This window comes from Paenibacillus lutimineralis (genome assembly GCF_003991425.1).
GTDB lineage: Bacteria > Bacillota > Bacilli > Paenibacillales > Paenibacillaceae > Fontibacillus > Fontibacillus lutimineralis.
In genome coordinates this window covers 5,086,960-5,107,625 of sequence record NZ_CP034346.1, presented here as the reverse complement: position 1 = coordinate 5,107,625, position 20,666 = coordinate 5,086,960, and the positions used below count along the sequence as shown (strand labels likewise).

17 protein-coding genes and 1 tRNA gene are annotated in these 20,666 nt (G+C 47.8%); 15 read left to right on the top strand and 3 right to left on the bottom strand.

Annotation, left to right across the window (positions count from 1 at the left end; all coding sequences use genetic code 11):
• Positions 1-7: 7 nt before the first annotated feature.
• A complete protein-coding gene (locus EI981_RS22610) occupies positions 8-1,384 on the bottom strand; it encodes an ABC transporter permease (protein ID WP_127004909.1) in 1,377 nt (458 codons plus the stop codon).
• 211 nt (positions 1,385-1,595) lie between these two features.
• Here EI981_RS22610 and EI981_RS22605 point away from each other — a divergent pair, with 211 nt between their 5' ends.
• The 10 genes from EI981_RS22605 (at position 1,596) to yajC (ending at position 11,955) form a co-directional block, all read left to right on the top strand.
• The gene (locus EI981_RS22605) at positions 1,596-3,335 is read left to right on the top strand and encodes an ABC transporter ATP-binding protein (protein WP_127002108.1); all 1,740 of its coding nucleotides are present in this window, start codon (positions 1,596-1,598) and stop codon (positions 3,333-3,335) included.
• Between the two features lie 93 nt (positions 3,336-3,428).
• Positions 3,429-3,502, top strand: a tRNA-Pro gene (locus EI981_RS22600).
• A gap of 137 nt (positions 3,503-3,639) precedes the next feature.
• Entirely contained in the window at positions 3,640-4,332 is a 693-nt protein-coding gene (locus tag EI981_RS22595; RefSeq protein ID WP_127002106.1) for a BofC C-terminal domain-containing protein, read from the top strand.
• Positions 4,333-4,840: 508 nt separating this feature from the next.
• A complete protein-coding gene (gene ruvC, locus EI981_RS22590; RefSeq protein WP_127004907.1) occupies positions 4,841-5,344 on the top strand; it encodes a crossover junction endodeoxyribonuclease RuvC in 504 nt (167 codons plus the stop codon).
• Complete coding sequence (gene ruvA / locus EI981_RS22585; RefSeq protein WP_127002104.1) at positions 5,341-5,964, top strand: Holliday junction branch migration protein RuvA; 624 nt, start codon at positions 5,341-5,343, stop codon at positions 5,962-5,964. Before ruvC ends, ruvA begins: the two co-directional genes overlap by 4 nt.
• 58 nt (positions 5,965-6,022) lie before the next feature.
• Complete coding sequence (gene ruvB / locus EI981_RS22580) at positions 6,023-7,030, top strand: Holliday junction branch migration DNA helicase RuvB (protein WP_127002102.1); 1,008 nt, start codon at positions 6,023-6,025, stop codon at positions 7,028-7,030.
• 280 nt (positions 7,031-7,310) lie between these two features.
• A complete protein-coding gene (locus EI981_RS22575; protein WP_227011542.1) occupies positions 7,311-9,416 on the top strand; it encodes a SpoIID/LytB domain-containing protein in 2,106 nt (701 codons plus the stop codon).
• A gap of 7 nt (positions 9,417-9,423) precedes the next feature.
• Entirely contained in the window at positions 9,424-10,452 is a 1,029-nt protein-coding gene (gene queA / locus EI981_RS22570; RefSeq protein WP_127002100.1) for a tRNA preQ1(34) S-adenosylmethionine ribosyltransferase-isomerase QueA, read from the top strand.
• 22 nt (positions 10,453-10,474) lie between these two features.
• A complete protein-coding gene (gene tgt, locus EI981_RS22565; RefSeq protein WP_127002098.1) occupies positions 10,475-11,614 on the top strand; it encodes a tRNA guanosine(34) transglycosylase Tgt in 1,140 nt (379 codons plus the stop codon).
• A 35-nt stretch (positions 11,615-11,649) separates the two neighbouring features.
• Complete coding sequence (yajC, locus tag EI981_RS22560; protein WP_127002096.1) at positions 11,650-11,955, top strand: preprotein translocase subunit YajC; 306 nt, start codon at positions 11,650-11,652, stop codon at positions 11,953-11,955.
• Positions 11,956-12,025: 70 nt separating this feature from the next.
• Here the strand turns inward: yajC and EI981_RS22555 are convergent, their stop codons facing one another.
• Positions 12,026-12,418 carry a TIGR04086 family membrane protein gene (locus EI981_RS22555; RefSeq protein ID WP_127002094.1) on the bottom strand — a complete coding sequence of 131 codons (393 nt, stop codon included), beginning with the start codon at positions 12,416-12,418 and terminating at the stop codon, positions 12,026-12,028.
• A 328-nt stretch (positions 12,419-12,746) separates the two neighbouring features.
• On the bottom strand, positions 12,747-14,324 hold the full coding sequence (spoVB, locus tag EI981_RS22550; RefSeq protein ID WP_127002092.1) for a stage V sporulation protein B: 1,578 nt from the start codon (positions 14,322-14,324) through the stop codon (positions 12,747-12,749).
• Positions 14,325-14,522: 198 nt separating this feature from the next.
• Here spoVB and EI981_RS22545 point away from each other — a divergent pair, with 198 nt between their 5' ends.
• From EI981_RS22545 to recJ, 5 genes are all read left to right on the top strand, one after another.
• Positions 14,523-14,780 carry a post-transcriptional regulator gene (locus EI981_RS22545; RefSeq protein ID WP_068779809.1) on the top strand — a complete coding sequence of 86 codons (258 nt, stop codon included), beginning with the start codon at positions 14,523-14,525 and terminating at the stop codon, positions 14,778-14,780.
• A gap of 157 nt (positions 14,781-14,937) precedes the next feature.
• Positions 14,938-16,191: a protein translocase subunit SecD gene (gene secD, locus EI981_RS22540; protein WP_127002090.1), complete on the top strand. Its 1,254-nt coding sequence runs from the start codon at positions 14,938-14,940 to the stop codon at positions 16,189-16,191.
• On the top strand, positions 16,172-17,083 hold the full coding sequence (gene secF, locus EI981_RS22535) for a protein translocase subunit SecF (protein WP_127002088.1): 912 nt from the start codon (positions 16,172-16,174) through the stop codon (positions 17,081-17,083). Before secD ends, secF begins: the two co-directional genes overlap by 20 nt.
• 105 nt (positions 17,084-17,188) lie before the next feature.
• Positions 17,189-18,157 (top strand): cation diffusion facilitator family transporter, encoded by a 969-nt coding sequence (locus EI981_RS22530; RefSeq protein ID WP_162616249.1) that lies wholly within the window; start codon positions 17,189-17,191, stop codon positions 18,155-18,157.
• A 76-nt stretch (positions 18,158-18,233) separates the two neighbouring features.
• Positions 18,234-20,639, top strand: coding sequence for a single-stranded-DNA-specific exonuclease RecJ (gene recJ / locus EI981_RS22525; RefSeq protein ID WP_127002083.1), 2,406 nt, complete (start codon positions 18,234-18,236; stop codon positions 20,637-20,639).
• Positions 20,640-20,666: the final 27 nt, after the last annotated feature.

The following is a 20,666-nucleotide window of genomic DNA, read 5'->3' as shown; positions in this document are numbered from 1 at the left end:
ACCTGCTTTAATATTGTTTCATCCTGGTTCGGATTCTTGGATCGAAAAAGGCATACAGAATATCGATAATGACGTTGATCAGCGATATCGTGATTGCGGTATAGACAACCCCGCCCATAATGCTCGGGATATCAGGAATAAATTGCTTATCTACGATATAGCTGCCGATCCCGCTAATATTAAATACTTTCTCGGTGACCGCCGATCCGCCCAGCATACCGCCGAATTGCAAGCCGATGACGGTAATGATCGGGATCATCGCATTGCGGACCGCATGTCTCCAGAGCACTTGACGTTTGCTGAGCCCTTTAGCTTTGGCTGTAATAATGTAATCCTCATTGATGACTTCCAGGGTGGAAGAACGGGTCATTCTGGCAACTGATGCAGTAAGCCCAGTTCCTAGCACGATCGTCGGCATGATGATCGACAGCCAGTTCTGCGGATTATACGTGGCCGGCAGCCAGTGAAGCTTGATCGAGAAATTCAATATGAAGATGAGTCCCTGCCAGAAGCTTGGAATAGACAAGCCGATCAGGGCAATAAACATAAACGTATAATCCCAGAAGGAATTGCGCTTCATCGCTGATATAATCCCCACGGGTATGGCGATGATCATGGATATTAGCAGGGAGATCATCGTCAGCGTAAAGGTAATTGGAAACTTCCTGGCGATTGTCGCTGTCACCTGTTCATTGCCGGAGAACGATTTGCCCAGATCGAAGGTGGCGATTCCCTTGATGTTGTTCCATAGCTGGGATAGATAGGACTGGTCAAGTCCATAGATTCTATTAAAGTTAGCGATCTGTTCTTCCGTAGCCGTCTCGCCGAGAATATTCGCTGCCGGATTCATCGGTGACAAATGAAGAATTGTAAAGACGAGCACCGATACACCCATAATGACGAGCAGACTCATAAGCAATCTCTCAAACACATATTTCACATAAGGGCTGCTATAGAGAAAGATCAGCAGATACATAAGAATCCCAGGAATGAATGAGAGGAGCAGAAAGACCCGGTTCTGAATACACGAGGCAAAAGTCTCGGCATAGCTTAATCTCTGTTGTCCGTTAAGTAGTAGCTTGCGATTCGTGCTCTCGGTCAGCTCCTCCTGAAATCTGGCCTTGGCTATTTTATGGGCCTCGCGCTCCGTCTGCTCCGCGCTTACGTTCTGTTTGAAGAATTGCTGTTTTCTCAGTAGCTGCTCTCGCGTCTCTTCTAATAGTTGCCCCATATAGCCGGATTCAAGTAATTCGTGATGAGTCTCGTCAAGTAGAGTGTGATAGACGTCATTCTTTCGGCGAGATAAGTGAAATAGTAGAACAGCGAGATTAACGGGTGCTCCCAGGATTAGTAAAAAATATTTATAGGAAGGATTCCGCAGCATTTTGGCATAGGTGTTACTTATGTAATGGATAAAATGCGATTCTCTAGTTTGCTCTTTGGTCGCTCTAGCAACTTCCACAACAGTTCCCCTCCTGATGTAACAATTTGCATTATTCCGATGGATATAGTATATATTATGGTAGGTTGTTTTTTATGTCAACACTCGAAATGATAGATTTAACGATAATACATACTAGACAGGTGTGATTAATGTGGAAACTATACTACAAGTGAAGGATTTAACGGTTTCCTTTCAGACACGTGAACAAGAAGTTGAAGCGGTCCGCGGGGTAAGCTTCGAGGTTAGAAAGGGAGAGACCCTGGGGATTGTAGGGGAATCCGGCAGCGGGAAGAGCGTAACGGCTCGTTCGATTATGCGTTTACTGCCTTCGCCGCCTTCATATATGAAAGCAGGAGAGATTACTTTTCTAGGTAAAAACCTGGCCGATTATTCGGAAAAAGAGATGGAAAGCATTCGTGGTCGTGATATCGGCATGATCTTTCAAGACCCGATGACATCCTTAAATCCGACCATCAAAATCGGAAAACAGATCTCAGAGAGTCTGATCAAGCATCAGCAACTATCGAAGAAGGAAGCGAAGCAGCAGGCTCTGGAAATGCTCAAGCTGGTAGGGATCCGCAATAGTGAAGTCAGGTATAATCAATATCCGCATGAATTCTCCGGTGGGATGCGTCAGCGGGTTATGATCGCGATTGCCCTGGCATGCCGTCCTGCTCTGCTGATTGCCGATGAACCGACGACGGCACTTGATGTGACGATTCAGGCGCAAATTTTGAGTCTAATGAAGAATATCCAAGAGAAATTCGGTACCTCGATCATTTTAATTACACACGACCTTGGGGTGGTCGCCGGGATGTGCGATCGTGTCGTCGTTATGAAGGAAGGGGCAATTGTAGAGAGCGGTACGACCGAGGAAATCTTCGAAAAGCCCTCTCATCCGTATACGTTGAAGCTATTAAATGCGTTGCCAAGGCTGAACGAGAAGAAGAAGGCGAAGCCATCACCTCTTATCATAACGAACTCGGATAGTGCAAGTTCTCTGCTTGAGGTTAGATCGTTAAGACAGCATTTTGATTTGGGCAAAGGCAACATATTGAAGGCCGTCGATGATATCAGCTTCCATATCCGCGAGGGAGAGACGCTGGGTCTTGTCGGTGAGTCAGGCAGTGGCAAATCGACGACCGGTCGGGCAATTCTTCGCCTTCATCAGCCAACAGGGGGAGAAGTATTATATCAGGGGATGGCGGTGAACCGTCTAACTTCAGCAGAGATGAAGACGATGCGTCGATACATGCAGATGATCTTCCAGGACCCATATGCCTCGCTGAATCCTCGCTTCAAGGTGCTTGATATTATCGGGGAAGCGCTTGATGTCCATCGTCTTGTCGGCGGCAAGGAGGAACGGAAGAAGCGAGTTGAGGAACTGCTTGATATGGTAGGACTGGATCCATCCTTCGCCATGCGATATCCTCACGAGTTCTCGGGAGGGCAGAGACAGAGGATTGGAATAGCCCGTGCGCTTGCGGTCGAACCGAAGTTCATCGTCTGTGATGAGCCGCTCTCTGCGCTTGATGTATCGATTCAGTCACAGGTCGTCAAGCTGTTGGAAGAGCTGCAGCAGCGGCTTGGACTAACCTATCTGTTCATTGCGCATGATCTCTCTATGGTGAAGCATATCAGTGATCGAGTAGCTGTGATGTATATGGGCAAGATCGTGGAACTCGCCGAGAGCGAGGAGCTCTATGCCAATCCGCAGCATGAATATACCAAGTCGTTATTTAAAGCAATCCCCGTACCTGATCCGAAGATCGAGGCGAAAAAGACGAGATCGGCCCTCTACGATTATACCGAGGCGGACAAGTATCAGCTCGAGCATTCCAGATTAGTAGAGGTATCTCAGGGACATTGGGTGGCTATGTCAGGGGCATAATGAGTGATTATTCCCCTTTCTCTTTTTAAATCTACTTTTTCTTGCTATACCAAGTTAGATGTGCTATTATCTTCTTTGTCAGGTTTTTTACTTCGGGACGTAGCTCAGCTTGGTAGAGCACCTGGTTTGGGACCAGGGGGTCGCATGTTCAAATCGTGTCGTCCCGATCAAGAACAGTCATTTGCGAATGGCTGTTTTTTTGTGTTTGCTGAAGAGTGTACAGAGTGGTAACGCCGTATATTTCCTGATTCTATCGGTCACAATATTAGTGCATGTTCAAAAAGGTCGATAGAAGGGGATCATCGTGAATATATTCCGTACAAAAAAGCAATGGAGAAGACGCTGGAAAAGGTGGAGACGTGCGATTTGGACCTTTAGTGCCTGCGCTGTGGTTGCGGCAATGGCATGGATGGGATTGCAGCTGTCTGGTCAGCTTGAGAAGCTGATGACCGGTGAGCCGCTCGCGCTTGAGACATTAGGCAAGCTGCGCAGCTATGCCGAGGATCAGGCTGGACCGCCATCCGCTGATTGGGTGAAGGGACTTCAGGATCGGAAGCGAGCTCGTATCGTCCATTTAAATAAAATATATACCTGTGGTGAGGAACGCTCTGTACTCGGGATAATGGATGCGAAGGAAATTGAAGTGTTAGCCAAGGAGCATCCAGAATGGACAGGACGGGTGGATGCGCTCGGCGAAGTCTGGCTGGAGGAACATATCGTCGGACTATCCGAGGAATGTCAGCGATCAGGGTATATGGGCATCGATAAAGATGGGAATTTGAGCTTATTCGAAGGACCGCCCAAGGAAGAGAAAGTACTGCGTACTTTTTTCCAATTGGATGTAGAGACGATGGAGAGTGTGCTGCCTGAAGATGTAGTGAGACAATTGCAACAAGGAATCCGGGTTCAGGATGTCGATGAATATAACAGTGTGCTGTCAACCTTCAGTGATTTCGCGGTGGAAGTATCGCAGGAAGCACTAAAACAGCATAAATAAGAACAAGGCCAGACCGGGAGTTATTCCATAAGTAGTGATATCTACTTGGGATAGCTCCTTTTGTTATTCCCTCAAACTTTTTCCGCAAGGGTGGAAATCTTTTGTTATAATGAAGTGAATACATATGTTCGCTTATCGGACATGCGTTCTTCCCGGCTCGGGGAAGCGGAAATTAGAAGGTTACTGGAAGAATTCTTGATATAAAGGCTTGAAACCTGAGTTCAAAAGGTCCAGTTTTCAGCACCGAGAAGGTTGGATGAAGCTAGGGCATGAGGAGCGGAGCGTACGTAGTTTGTACGTGAGCACTGGAAGGCCCGGCTGAATTGATTCGATGTCGAATCCACTTCCTTGAGTTGCTTCGTGTTAGATATAGAATTTATAAGTTATCAGCTATGCTGATGAAATTCTATATCGCAAGAAAACCAACCTTTGAGTCGCGATCGCTCATCACTGAATGGCCTCGTTGGAGGTTTTCTTATCAAAAGTGGATATTAGGGAGAGATTGTATTTGCGAATATTGGGGATAGACCCGGGAATTGCGATTGTCGGGTTCGGATTTATCGATAAAGAAGGCAGCAAATGTACACCGGTTCAGTATGGATGCATTGAGACGAAGGCCCATACGCCGGAGGAAGACCGGCTGCTCTATGTATATGAAGGAATGGTCCAGTTGATCGAGAAATATAAACCTGATGCGGTTGCACTCGAGAAGCTGTTCTTCAACCGCAACGTAACGACGGCGATGACAGTTGCACAGGCGAGAGGTGTGCTTGTGCTTGCAGCGGTCCAGAAGGGACTGCCAGTAGCCGAATATACGCCGATGCAGGTCAAGCAGGCCATCGTCGGATACGGGAAGGCGGAGAAGCGCCAGGTGCAGGAGATGACCCGGATGTTCCTGAAGCTGAAGGCGATTCCGAAGCCGGATGATGTGGCTGACGCATTGGCGATTGCTATTTGCCACGCGCATTCATACACTTTAAATTCCAAGTTAAATGAGGTATTGAGGTCATGATCGATTTTTTGCGAGGCCAAGTTGCTTATGTAGAGACGGAATATATTGTACTTGATGTACAGGGTGTGGGCTACCGCGTGTTCTGTCCGAATCCGTACGTATTCCCAGCCAAAGGGCAGGATGCGATTACGGTGTACATTCACCATCATGTCAGGGAGGATGCCCAGTTGTTGTTCGGATTTCCGACTCGGGAGGAGCAGCGGCTGTTCCGCAAGCTGATCGAGGTATCGGGAATTGGTCCGCGCGTAGCGCTCGGTATTCTTAGCGGCGGTAATCCGGATGGAGTGATTGCAGCGATTCATAATGAGAACATCGCTTTCCTGACTAAGCTGCCAGGAATTGGTAAGAAGACGGCGCAGCGAATGATTCTGGATCTTAAGGATAAGCTCGAAGGTCTGGGTGGTGCGACTCTGTTCAATCCGATCTCGGCGGATGTGTCAGAACTGGATGACGTCAATGTTACACCAGGCTGGCCGGAGGCTAGAGAAGCTCTGAAGGCATTGGGCTATACGGATGCAGAGCTTGATCGTGTGTGGGCGAAGTTGAAAGATCAATTGAAGCCAGATGAAGAGGTTGACTCGTTAATGAAGAAGGCCCTCAAGCTGTTGTATGCAGGTTAGAAGTACATGTTGAACAACCTCTAACAGGCGAGAGGGATAGAAGGAGAGTGGGAGAGCGGTGGAGGATCGAATCATTTCCGCGAATTTAATGATGGAGGATCAAGTGGAGGAGCTGAGCCTTCGGCCCCGCTACTTGTCTGAATATATTGGACAGAATCAGATCAAGGAGAACTTGAAGATATATATTGAAGCGGCTAAAATGCGCAAAGAGGCGTTGGATCATGTGCTGTTGTATGGTCCGCCAGGACTCGGGAAGACGACACTAGCCAACATTATTGCCAATGAGCTTGGCGTAAATCTGCGTACGACCTCAGGGCCAGCGATTGAGCGACCTGGAGATTTGGCGGCTTTGCTGACCAATCTACAAGAGGGCGATGTCCTGTTCATTGACGAGATTCATCGTCTGCATCGGACTGTCGAAGAGGTCCTGTATCCGGCGATGGAGGACTCGGCGCTGGATATTATGATCGGCAAGGGACCAAGTGCACGTTCCGTACGCCTTGACTTGCCGCCTTTTACATTAGTGGGGGCTACGACCCGGGCTGGACTGTTGTCTGCACCACTCAGGGATCGGTTCGGCATCGTCAGTCGGCTCGAGTTCTATACGATGGAAGAACTGAGCTATATCGTATCTCGTGGTGCGGATATTTTCGGTATACAGATTGTTGGCGATGCAGCTGATGAGATTGCTCTACGTTCGCGTGGGACGCCAAGAATTGCCAATCGCCTGCTGAAGCGAGTGCGCGACTATGCCCAGGTTCGCGGTGATGGAATGATTACGGAGGCAGTTGCCGGAGAAGCGCTGCAAATGCTGCAGGTGGATCCGAAGGGCTTGGATATGATCGACCACAAAATGCTCAATGCGATGATCACCGGCTTCCGGGGTGGTCCCGTTGGACTAGATACGATCGCAGCAACAATCGGCGAAGAGAGCCAGACGATCGAGGATGTCTATGAGCCTTATCTGCTGCAAATCGGTTATTTACAGCGGACACCGCGTGGCAGAATTGTAACAGCTGCTGCTTACAATCACTTGGGAATCCCTTATCCAGAAGACAGGGGCTAAAGCCCGGCTCCCCTCCCTTGAGGGCCGAATACAGATAATAAGTGCTTATTTGCACCTAAAAGTAGCCTTTGTACCCTAAACAGGGAAGATAACTGCATTTATACAACTATTTGGATCGATTTTCTGACGATCGAGGCTTTAGTCAGGAAATAGTTGCACCTGTGCAGCTATTTCTTCATTTCATGCAGGCTTTTAGGTTATAAGTGTATATTTGCAACTATTCGTTTGAAGCAATTATTGACATTACAATAAAAAGACAACACGAAGGAGGAGCGAACAAGTGAAGGAGAAGAAGACAACATTCAAGCTGTTAAAATGGGGAAGGGGGATATTAGCGGGAGTTTTGCTGGCAGGGGCTCTACAGCTTCCTGTATCTGCACCCGTATCTGCCGATGATTGGTCGGGGGATCGCGTACGCGTAGCGATGTTCCTTGATCTTGGCAGTACCTATAAATTAACAGTACCGGCAGTGACCTTAAAACCAGGATCCGCGATGGATTTGGTGCTTCAGACTTCCTTTGGCGGCAATAATTCATTGCTTACCCTGGATTCCGGCCAAACTGTGCGTTTCAGCGCAGGAAGCAATAGAATTAAAGCGGCGGAGAGCTCCGACTGGAAATCGATTGCCGCAGCTGTTAAAAAGCTGCAGGGTACGGCAGACCGTCCTGTGGCTTACGCTGTAGAGCAGTCGGGAGGCACAGTCTATCAAATTTATACTGGGCCTTATGCGAGCGCGGCAGAAGCTAAGAAAGCGGTAAGTCGAGTATCCGGCAGTTTGTCTGGAGTTATTAGCGGACAAGCTCCTTCTGTCAAAGGCGGCTATTATTATTCCGCAGGGGTCCTTGGCAGCAAGTCAGAAGCGGAAGCTCTAAGAAAATCTGTGTCTGCTGCTGGTGTGGATGCCTATCTCGTCTTGATTGGGCAGCAGCAATATACGGTATGGGCTGGTGGAGCAGCGAGCGAGTCTGAATTGTCAGCAGTGCGTGGTTCATTACCGCAGGCTTCCTGGTCCCAGGTTGACGATTCCGAGCCAGGAGTGATCGTGCAACAGGACGTAACGCTTAATCTCAATTCGCCGTCCCCAGTGGATCACTACGAGCTGAGAGGGACGGATAGCAAGTTGATTGTTAATGGAGATGATATGCTTGCAACCCAGGTCGTCGAAAGATCGGGGCGCAATTATCGAGGGAGTTTTGAGATTAGCCAGCTTAACGGTCAACTCGCCCTTGTCAATGAACTTCCACTCGAGAAATATTTGTATTCGGTAGTTTCCGGGGAAGTTCCAGCATCTTGGCCACAGGAATCCTTGAAGGCACAAGCCGTTGCTGCGCGCAGCTATGCCCTCTATTCAGCCTCGACGAATCGGTTCAAGGTCGCCGGGCTCATCGATACGACTCTGAGTCAAGTATATAACGGTGTGGATAACGAGAAGGACAGCATCATCGAGGCAGTTAATAGCACTGCAGGTGAAGTTATCAAGTCCAATGGTAAAATTGTCGAAGCCATATTCTCGTCCAACAGCGGCGGCGTGTCGGCTGATTCTTCCGAGGTATGGGGCAGTGTGAATCCGACATTCTCGAGCGTAAACAGTGAATGGGACAAGGCGGCACAGGCCGCGCTAAAGTCGTGGTACTATGTTTTGCTGTCTAACGGTAAGACGGGATACGTACGTGAGGATAATACAGAATTGATTGGCGGAACTACAGCTGCTGGCTTGAAGAAGCTAAGTGTAACGACTAATTCCGTAGCAGTTCGGCCTCTGCCACAGATTCAATCCGATGTCGATCCTGTAGCTAAGCTGAACCCTGGTGATGAGGCTATCGTACTTGATAAAGTCGATGAATCTAGCACTTATGCATGGATTCGCGGTCCATTTACATCGGATCAATTAGTGAAGTCTCTAAGCGGCAAGACCTCTACGCCGGCTCCGTCGTCGATCTATAATATGGAGGTTACACAGAGAGGACCTTCGGGTCGGGTCACGCAGATCAAAGCGAACGGGCAGAATCTTGATGTGAAGTACCCAGATGCCTTCCGTTCCGCGTTAGGTAGCTTGCCAAGCACCCTGTTTGATATTAAGGCAACGGGAAGGTATACTGTACTGGGTGCTTCAGGAGCGACTACAAGCGGTACAGCAGCTTCTGGCACATCTGTTCTAACGGCTTCCGGTCAGAAAACCTGGAGCGGCGGTAATATGGTCGTTATGGATGGAGACGGGGTTGCTCGTGTGGTTGACCAATCCAATCAGTTCCTCTTTGTAGGACGCGGCAACGGGCATGGCCTTGGACTATCCCAGTGGGGAGCCAAGGGAATGGCGGATGCCGGGTATGATTACCAAAAGATTTTGCAACACTACTACCAAAATGTAACTATCGTTAAGGAATGAACAAGATATGGATATAAATATGTACGACTTTGAGCTTCCGGAAGAGCTGATCGCTCAGACCCCTTTGTCGGATCGGAGCGCTTCGCGCTTGCTAACGCTGGATAAGCGCAGTGGAAGCACCAGGCATCATCATTTCTCGGAGATTACCCAGTATTTACAGCCAGGGGATACTCTTGTACTGAATGATACAAGAGTGCTTCCGGCTCGCCTCTTCGGTGTCAAAGAAGATACAGGAGCTAAGGCGGAAGTACTGCTGCTCAAGAATTTGGGAAATGACAGCTGGGAAGCATTAGTGAAACCTGGCAAGAAGCTTAAGACGGGATCAGTCATCGTCTTCAGTGATGAGCTGAAGGCGGTTATTGAATCAGAAGGAGAGATGGGTGGCAGAGTGCTGCGCTTCTCTTACCAAGGAATTTTCAATGAAATTCTCGATCGGTTGGGACAGATGCCGCTGCCTCCTTATATTAAGGAAAGATTAGATGATCAGGAGCGTTATCAGACGGTCTATTCCAAGCACGAGGGGTCTGCGGCGGCGCCGACGGCGGGATTGCATTTCACGGAGGAACTGCTGGAGCAGATTCGCAATAAAGGGGTTGACATCGCTTTTGTAACGTTGCATGTCGGGCTCGGCACATTTCGTCCGGTATCCGTTGACCGCATAGAGGATCATGTGATGCATGAGGAATATTATGTCCTGCCGCAGGAGACGGCTGATCTCTTGAATGCTACTAAGCAGCGGGGCGGGAGAGTCGTTGCTGTTGGCACGACATCAGCGCGGACACTGGAGACTGTGGCGCAGAAGTGCGGTGATGGTCCAATCGTGAAGAGTAGCGGCTGGACGGGAATTTTCATTTATCCCGGGTATACGTACAGGCTGGTCGATGCTTTGATTACTAACTTCCATCTGCCGAAGTCTACGCTGGTGATGTTAGTTAGTGCGTTAGCTGGGCGGGAGAATATATTAAATGCTTATCGGGAAGCGATTGAGCAGAAATACCGTTTCTTCAGCTTTGGCGATGCGATGTTTATTTATTAGGTCTACGGAATGAGGGAACAACGTGACAGCTGCAATTACTTATGAACATATCAAAACTTGTAAACAATCCGGAGCAAGGCTCGGGATCGTGCATACTCCGCACGGAAGCTTCGAGACTCCGATCTTCATGCCAGTAGGCACCTTGGCTACGGTCAAGACAATGAGTCCGGAAGAACTGAAGGAGATGGAAGCGAAGATTATTCTCAGCAACACTTACCATCTGTTCCTACGTCCGGGTCATGAGATTGTCCGCGAAGCTGGCGGACTTCATAAATTCATGAACTGGGATCGGGCGATTCTGACCGATAGCGGCGGATTCCAAGTATTCTCTCTAAGCGAGATGCGGAAGATTTCCGAGGAAGGCGTTCATTTCCGCTCCCATCTGAATGGTGACAAGCTGTTCTTATCGCCTGAAGTTGCTATGGAAATTCAAAACGCCCTTGGCTCGGATATTATGATGGCATTCGATGAATGCGCACCTTATCCTGCAGATTATGACTATGTGAAGAAGTCGATGGAACGGACGACGAGATGGGCAGAGCGTTGCCTGAAGAGCCATGCTCGACCGCACGATCAAGGACTGTTCGCGATTGTGCAAGGGGGCATGTATGAAGACCTACGCAAGCAGAGCGCGCGGGATTTGACTTCGCTCGATTTCCCGGGGTATGCTATTGGTGGACTGAGTGTAGGCGAGCCTAAGCATCTCATGTATGAGGTTTTGGATTACACAGTTCCACTCTTGCCAGCAGACAAGCCTCGGTACCTGATGGGTGTTGGGTCTCCGGATGCATTGATCGAGGGAGCAATACGTGGTGTCGATATGTTCGACTGTGTACTGCCGACTCGGATTGCCCGCAACGGAACAACAATGACGAGCCAGGGAAGACTGGTTGTTCGCAATGCCCAGTACGCCAGAGATTTTGGACCATTGGATCCTGAATGTGACTGCTATACATGCCGGAACTATTCCAGGGCTTATCTGCGTCACTTGATTAAGAGTGATGAGACATTTGGATTGCGGTTAACTACATATCACAATCTGCATTTTCTGCTTAATCTGATGAAGAAAGTGCGGCAGGCGATTATGGACGATAGACTGCTGGATTTCAGGGACGAATTCTTCGAACAGTATGGTCTGTTTGGCAATGACAAAGGATTTTAAATTAATTAGGAGATAAATGGAAGGAGGATAAGAACATGTTTCAACTTGCAGAAGGTGCAGCAGCGCCATCGACATCTGGCCAATTGCTATCCTTTGTAGTGCCTCTTATTATTATGTTTGCGGTATTTTATTTCTTGCTGATTCGTCCGCAAAAGAAAAAACAGAGTACACGCAATAACATGCTGAATGCTTTGCAAAAGGGCGATAAGATTGTAACAATCGGCGGTTTGCATGGTACGATCTTAGAGTTGACAGACGACACCGTTGTACTTCGCGTCAATGATGTAACTAAGCTTACATTCGAGCGCAGTGCGATTAGTCACCAAGTTAAAGAGTCGTAAGTTTAATCCGTTAATCCTTGAGTGAATAACAAAAAGAGCCTAAATTCAGGCTCTTTTTTTTTTGTATCCGCTAACGTCTATTCAAATTGACTCCAAATACACCTCCGATCGCGCCGATGATCAGTGCTGGCAGCAGTAAGAGCCATGTAGCAAGCTGAATCGAGCTGTCGAGGGCTAGGAAACTGATTACAAATACGAGAATTCCATAGATTAGACCTGTGATGCAGCCTTGGTACATACCTTTCATCTGAGCGCGCTTGCCGGAGACTAGTCCTCCGAATAGGATAGCTATGGAATGAACGATGTAAGTATACAAGCCAAGCTCCTGCTCCTCTAGCATATTGGACTGTAGAAGCAGAGAGAGTACGAGAGCGCCGATCATCATCCAGAGAAAAGCGTACCACAGCCCGGATATGGTCGGATGGGAAATACGGATTGAAACGATGCGGCGGATGAAATTCATGACGCGTTCCTCCATTCCTATTAATAGTGCATGTTCAAAAAGGTCGGTTTTCAGCACCGAAACTTATGCTTCCGATGTACGTTTCTCCGAAACGCTTCAGTTGGATGAAGTCAGGGACGAAAGGAGCGGAGCGTAGGCAAAACCTACGTGAGCACCTGAAATGGTTTCGTAGGAAACATAACTTCTTAAGCATCTGCTTAGTCCCCACTGAATTAAAGATTCGACGTAGGGATACCTCTTGATTCACTTCGTGTTTGAACAACCTCTATTGATATTATTTTATGGTCAAGCAGGGGAGGTTATGACAACTCAGAAGTATGTCAGTTGTTCAGTTCTTAATCCATCTCCGTAAAATTGGAATTCGGCTAATATCATGCCAATCTATCAGTTTCATGCCTGCGGACAGGATTAAGTAGATCACTACAGCGATCAGTGAGGTAATGATGAAGCGAAATCCCTTACTTGAGATAGTAAGTAATTCGTTATAGAGATAGGCTGCGGCCCCGCTCATGATGATCATCAGACAAGCGACTTTTAAAATATCAAGCAAGGGAAATCGGAAGCGAAGCGCGCGTGAGACGCTGAAGCCATGCAGTATAGTAACGACAACAATGTTGATAATGATCGCGAAAATAGCTCCGTAAATGCCCATGCTAGGGTTCGAGGCGAGATAATAGATGAGAACTAGCTTGACGGTAGCCCCGATTAAAGTATTGATCAATGCCCGCCCAGGTTTGTCTAGTGCTTGTAGTGTGGCTTGCAGCGGGGCTTGCACATAGGAGAAGAGGGCGATCGGAGCCATAACTTTCAGCATTCCTGCGATACTCCCGTTGTCGTATAGAAGCTGGCAGAGCGGTTCGGCCAAGACATACATGATCGCTGCAAAAGGTGCGCCGGTCACTAGCGCCAGCCTGATCGATTGATGAAGTCTTAGATGAATCGTTCGCATATCCCCTTTGGCCTGAGCTTCCGCCAGAGAAGGAACAAGTGATATGGCAAGCGAAGAGGTCAATGCGCCCGGCAGCAGCAGGAGCGGGATGATCATCCCCTGTAACGCGCCATATTGAGAGGTGGCGATGGCTGTGGCGACTCCAGCTATGGCGAGGCTGCGTGCTGTAATAATGGACTCTAACAGGTAAGACATCGAACCAACTAAGCGACCACCAGTTACTGGAATAGCCACTTTGAGGATCTGCCAGATCTGTGAGAAAAAGGAGTTCTTGTCCTGTTGCCCTATGACGACGGGAGCCGTTGCAGCATTGGATGGATTTTTCCGGCGTATACGGCTATATTGCCATAGCAAGACTACGAGGCCGACAATCTCCCCGAATACGACTCCAAGCATCGCTCCAGCTGCGGCATACTCGATTCCCAAAGGAAGGAACAGGTAGGAGAATAAGAGGACACAGACAATTCTTGCAATGGTCTCTGTGACTGATGAGACGGCGGAGGGGACCATGTTCTGCTTCCCTTGGAAATACCCGCGATAGACGGAAGACACAGCGACAATGACGATCATTGGGCTCATCGCGATAAAGGTGTGATAGACCCGTGGGTCTGTGAGAATATAGCGGCTTGCCCAAGGGGCCCCGAAGAGGCAGATGAACGTAAATAGAAATCCGACTGCCGTCGCGTAGACCAGGCTTGTCCGTAAAATAGTAGCAGATCGCTGTGGATTCCCCGCCGACTCTGCCTCGGCCACCAGCTTGGCAATGGCCAGCGGAATGCCGCCCGCTATGAGGGTAACAATCACCAAGAAAAAGGGATAGCCGAGCTGATACAAGCCAACGCCTTCTGTACCGATGATCCTTGGAAGCATAATGCGCGGAATGAAGCCGAGAATACGATTAACAACACTTGCCAAGAGCAGGATCATCGTGCCCTGGATAAAGGTTTGTTTATTCAAAGTGATTCCCTCTCTCCCTAAATAAGCCTCTACGAATATCAATGTTAATTAACCATATGCTGGTCCTGTCCCAATTCATGACTTGTCTTTAAGAGGAAGTTCAAAAAGTCCGATTATAATTCAATAATTCTATCAAGCAGGAATCGGAAAAATGAAGTAGAATGTTATTTAGATGGGGATGAGGAAGGAGGCACCAGGATGGCTGAAGAGGATTACACGAGGAAGGAACTGTTTGAGACGATCGAGAATTTGTGCCGCAGCAAAGTGGAAGAATTCCGAATGATCGGTTATGAACATGTGACTGAAGAGGAAATATGGAGCTGTGTCAGCCAGAAGTATGAAAAGAATGGCTTTCCGCCATTGCATCAATTGGTAAATGATATCCTTTCTTTGAAGATAACCCATTTTATGAATTATTTGACGATTTCAGCTTTTCGTGGATCCCATTTAGATTAAGGGGTCTTTTTTGTGCTCTATCACTAAAAAATGATCTTTCTGAACACAGGTATAAGAGTCGATCGTAATAAAAATGACAAAATTCGTTAAATTGACGGTCGATTCCTGCCTAGCTATAATAGGAATATTGAGAATTGAAAGGGGATCGAAGTACGGGATGAAAAGAATAGTGGCATTCATAACCGTCGTGGTTGTCGTATCAGCCCTGATGGGTTGGACAACCCCTGGTTTACTGAAAAGCATGCGTCTCGGCCTGGACTTGAAGGGCGGATTCGAGATTTTGTACGAGGCTTCGCCTTTGGAGGCTGGGGCTAAAGTAACAAAAGAATCGCTCGTCAAAACAGCGCAAAGCTTAGAGAAGCGTGCGAACAAGCTCGGTACGAGTGAGCCGGAAGTTACTACGGAAGGCACGAACCGGATTCGTGTGAAATTGGCCGGTGTGACCGACGAAGCAGAAGTGCGTAAAATGATGAAGGAGCCTGCGGAATTGACGTTCCGTAGTAAGGATGGAACTGAGAAAAACGCAGACGAATATAACAAGATCGAAATGATCGGTACCGACTTTGCCGAGAATGGCGCTGCGCTTCAGTTCGATAATATGAATAAGCCGCAGGTAAGCATCAAGGTGAAGAGTAAAGATAAATTTGCTGAAATAACGAAACGTTTGCTCGGTCAACCACTTGCTATTTATATGAATGATGAATTGATCTCAGCGCCAGTTGTACAAGCCGTTCTTACCGATGGAACAGCGTCAATCAGCGTTGGGGGCAGTATGGATGAAGCAAAAGAGCTTCGCGATGTTATCAACCTTGGCGCCTTGCCTTTGAAGCTTCATGAGAAATATTCGCAGAGCCTTGGAGCAACCCTTGGCCAACAATCGCTGAAGTCTACGATTGAAGCAGGTTTGATTGGCTCCGTGTTTATTTTAGTGTTCATGGTCGGAATGTACCGGGCACCTGGACTTATTGCTAGCTTTGCATTGATTTTACACACTTGGCTCTTGATTGCGGTGTTCGCGTGGGCGAACTTCACGTTGACTCTACCGGGGATTGCCGCGATCATTCTCGGGATCGGGATGGCCGTCGATGCCAATATCATTACCAACGAACGGATAAGAGAAGAGCTCAGGAGCGGCAAGAGCGTGATGTCGTCCGTAAAAGCAGGCGGCAAGCATTCACTCCGTACGGTTTTGGACTCCAACATTACGACGATTATTGTAGCTATCGTGATGTATATTTACGGAACTGGATCAGTTAAAGGGTTTGCCCTTGTGCTCATCGTGGAAATCGTGCTTAGTATCGCAACGAATGTTTACTTCGTCCGGTTCCTCCTTAACTTGCTGCTCAAGGCTGGTAAGCTGATGAAACCGAAATACTTCGGGGTTAAGGAGAGTGAGATTCGTGCACTTTGATAAGAGCATTAAAAGACTGGATTATGTCCATCTAAGTAAATATTTCTTCGCCATATCGATTGCTTTAATCGTACTTGGCGTAGCGTCTCTATCCTTTTTTGGATTGAATTATAGTGTAGATTTTCAATCTGGCTCCAACGTAGACGTGACGGTCTCGAAGTCGATTTCAAAGGGCGAGATTGAATCTGTTGTCAAGGATCTCGACATTGCAGAGGGAACAACCATTAATGTTGGGGAGGAGCGGATAAGCATCCGCTTCACGAAGGTTCTCAATGAAGATCAGGATGTAGCGTTGAAGAAAGAAATAAGCAAGCTCGATGAGAGTGCAGCATTTGAGGTTAATACCGTAGATACGGAAATGGCTAAGGAGCTGGCGCAAAATGCGATTAAAGCGGTTCTTATTGCGTGCTTAGGGATTATTATTTATGTAAGTATCCGTTTTGAATGGCGTTTTGCTATAGCAGCTGTTATTTCTTTGCTGCATGATGCAATTCTGGTCATAGCGATATTCTCCATCTTCCAGCTCAAGGTCGATCTTACGTTTATCGTTGCCGTACTTACGATCATCGGCTATTCTATCAACGATACGATCGTTATCTTTGACCGGATTCGTGAAAATATGCGATTCGCCAAACTGAAGACCAGAGATGATCTCAAAGAACTCGTCGATCACAGTATTGCTCAGACGATCATGCGTTCGATTTATACGGTCTTGACTGTATTCATCGCAGCATTCTTCCTGTTCTTGCTCGGCGGGGAATCGATTAAAATGTTCTCACTTGCTATGACGATCGGTCTTGTGCTCGGGGCTTATTCGACCATCTTTATCGCTAGCCCATTGTGGTTTGTGCTTAAAGTAAGAGAAAAGAAAAAACCGGCTAAGGCGGCTTAAGCGATTATATAGAGAGAAGTATTGTTGCTGGGTATGAAGAGCCGCGTCGTTTACGACGCGGCTCTATCATTCTTAATTAGTTCTCGGGTTTCAGGGGGGGATATCATGAGACGCGAACAAACTGCTGCTGGTGATTCCATCGCTGCAGTAAGTATGGCAAGCAATTTTGCTCTAACAGCATTAAAAGGAATCATAGGAATATTGTTTAATAGCTATGCTCTGCTGGCAGATGCATTATTCTCTTTAGCTGAAATTTTAACTACAGTCAGTTCTTCGTTAACGGATGCATGGAGACGATTCTATGAGCACAAATCACCACTTTCCCGACAGGACCCGGCTCAGAAGGCGAAATCGTTTCTTCCTATTGCTGTATTCATAGCTGTCTTGATTTTGCTAGGTGCTATGCAGACGATGATCACGACGGTAACGGCGATTTTCGAAGGAGATATCCTTGCGCCTGGTTATGTAGCTGGTGTCGTTGTGGTTGTCTCTCTCGTCATGAAGGAACTTATTTTTCAGATACAGTATCGGTCTTCATCTACTCGGGCTGAGAAAGAGCGCGAAGCTTATGTCGAGAACCACCGTTATTCGTTGTACTGCTCAATAATCGTCATGCTGGGTGTGTTCGGTGCGATGGCGGGTCATGCTCTGGATATACCGATGATGCTCTATTTCGATCCGATCATGGCAATCATCGTGGCTATTCTCATAGCCTACAGAGCCTATATTATGGTTCGTAGGGTGATTAACAGTACGTTGACTACAACGTTGTTCCGAGAGGATACAGAACGACTCATAGAGACCGTTCAGCGCGTCCATGGAATTATTACCGTCGAAGATTTGCGTGCACAAGAGCAGGGGCACTATGTGAGGGTTATCGCTAAGATTAGCGTAAATCCGCAGATTACGGTGACAGAGGCAAATGATATCGCCAATAGAGCCAAGGTACTGCTCATGCATCGCTTCTCTCATGTGAATGATGTCAGTATTCTTGTTCTACCTTATGATCCCGGCTATCCCTATAAGAGCAATCAGCTCGGGGCGAATGACGATATGCCGAACCTGCTGCAATAATACTTCCAATCATACTTCCTGTTTCACTTTGTAATCAATATCGGGGGATCGACTGGAGAAAGAGGGTGTAAAGTCATTGCTTCAATCGAAATACCATTGGAATATATCTCCTTATGACTTGGAGGCCTCTCGTCAACTGCAACAGCAGTTAGAGATTCCGGCTCTGCTGGCATCACTGTTAGTGACGCGGGGAATTTCCAATTCCGAGGATGCTTCGAAATTTCTGGATCACTCCTTAATGGAACTGCATGATCCATATCAGATGAGTGGAATCGAGGAAGCGGTTCCAAGAATCCGCAAGGCGGTGGACGCCGGGGAGCGGATATTGATATACGGGGATTATGATGCGGACGGACTATCGTCAACTGCTCTTATGATTGAGCTGATGCGAACGCTGCAGGCGAACTTTGAATTCTATATTCCGCATCGCTCCAAGGAAGGTTATGGATTACATAATCATGTTCTCAAGCAGGCTCATGACAATGGAGTCAGCCTGATCGTTACGGTAGATACCGGAATTAGCGCAGTGGAACAGATCGCTTATGCTGCTGAGCTAGGCATTGACGTGATTGTAACCGACCATCATGAGCCACCGGCAAAGCTGCCAGAAGCTTATACGCTGATCAATCCGAAGCTTCCTTATTGCCCTTATCCGTTCAAAGGATTGGCTGGCGTAGGTGTTGCATATAAGCTGGCCTATGCTCTGCTAGGTAAGGACACTCCCGCTGCATGGCTTGAGCTGGTAGCCTTAGGAACCATAGCGGACCTGATGCCGTTGACGGACGAGAACAGAGTACTTGTCCGCATGGGGCTGGAGCAGATGACAGCTTCTTCTTTCCCAGGTATCTCAGCCTTACTTCATACTGCCGGATGGAATCAGGGGGAAGTGACCTCTACGAATGTAGCCTTCGGTCTAGCACCACGTATCAATGCGGCAGGGCGGATGAGCCATGCATTCAGCGCGCTCGACGTACTAACCGCAACGAGCATGGAAGTGGCAGAGGACTTGGCAGAGAAGCTGGATTTGCTCAATAGGGAGCGACAGCAGCTTGTCGATGATATCGTAGGTGAAGCGTTCAAACGAATTGAGGCAAAAGAAGCTGCTGGAACGCTACCGGATGTGCTAGTAGTTGCTGGAGAGGGCTGGAATGTCGGAGTAGTTGGCATTGTAGCTTCTAAAATACTAGAACGATACTACCGTCCGACTTTGGTGCTGGGCATTGATGTTGCTACCGGAGAGTGCAAAGGGTCGGCGCGTTCCATCCCGGGTTTTGATATCTATGAAGCCTTAACGTATTGCGATGCGCTGCTTGATCATTATGGTGGACATCCTTCCGCGGCAGGTATGTCATTGCATAGAGACCGTCTGGAGGAGTTCGAACAGAGGCTGAATGAGTTTGCTCGGAACGTACTTAGGCCGGAGCATTTCATCCCCTCCCTACAGGCGGATCTCGAATGCAGATTGCGAGAGATCACGCTGCCAGTGATTGAACAATTGGCCCAATTAGCGCCATTCGGCATGGGGAATCCTTCCCCACGTTTGCTCGTTCGTGGCGCTGAACTGCTCGATTATAGGCAGATGGGTAAGGATGGCAAGCATTTGAAGTTGACGATCCGTCAGGATGGAAGTATGATAGAGGCCGTTGCTTTTGGAAAAGGGGAAATATTCAAGCTTTTAACACCGGAAGCGAGAGTTGATCTGGTTGTAGAAGCCGGGATCAATGAATGGAACGGTCAGCGTAAACCGCAGCTATTCATTCAGGATATTTCGATTCCGCATCTGCAGGTGTTTGATTATCGCGATCCACTGGACCCTGGTACTAAAATCGAGGAATTGCAGCAGGGCATCTTGAAGACTTCATATTGCAGTGCAGGATCGATGGCTGCGGTCTCTAGTCGTAGAGCTGATTTGCTCGCTGTTGGCCATTTGGAGGGAACTTCGGTCTGGGTCTATGACCAGGAACAGGGGATTAGCCCTGGCAGGTCTGAATCGGATCGTGGCGATGCGGTTACAGTAAAAACATTATTTGTAATAGAATTGCCGGATTCGGCGGATATTTGGAATAAAATGTTAACTAGCTTTGTTAATCTGGAACGGGTATTTCTGCTTCATCCACGCTCATCGGTAGATACGATCGAAGCCCCGTCGCGGGAGCGTTTCAAGCAGGTCTATATATTTCTCAGGAAATATGCTGGCCAGGATGAATGCCTGGAAGAACGGGTCATTGCTGAATTAATGTCCCGTTTTGGAATCTCTCGCCGTATGTTATATTTTATTCTGGATATATTTGTAGAATTGGATTTCATCGTTCGAGGTGAAGGACGGATTACAGTAAATTCTGCGCCATCTAAACGTCCGTTAGAATCGGCATCGGGCTATCAAAGCTTGGGTCTGCTTGCCGAGATGGAGCAAATATTGCTTCATGAAGAAGTGCCACAAATTACGGAATGGATCACCTGTCAATTGCAGGGGGTTTCATAGTATTGAATTTTGTTCAAGTCTTACGCT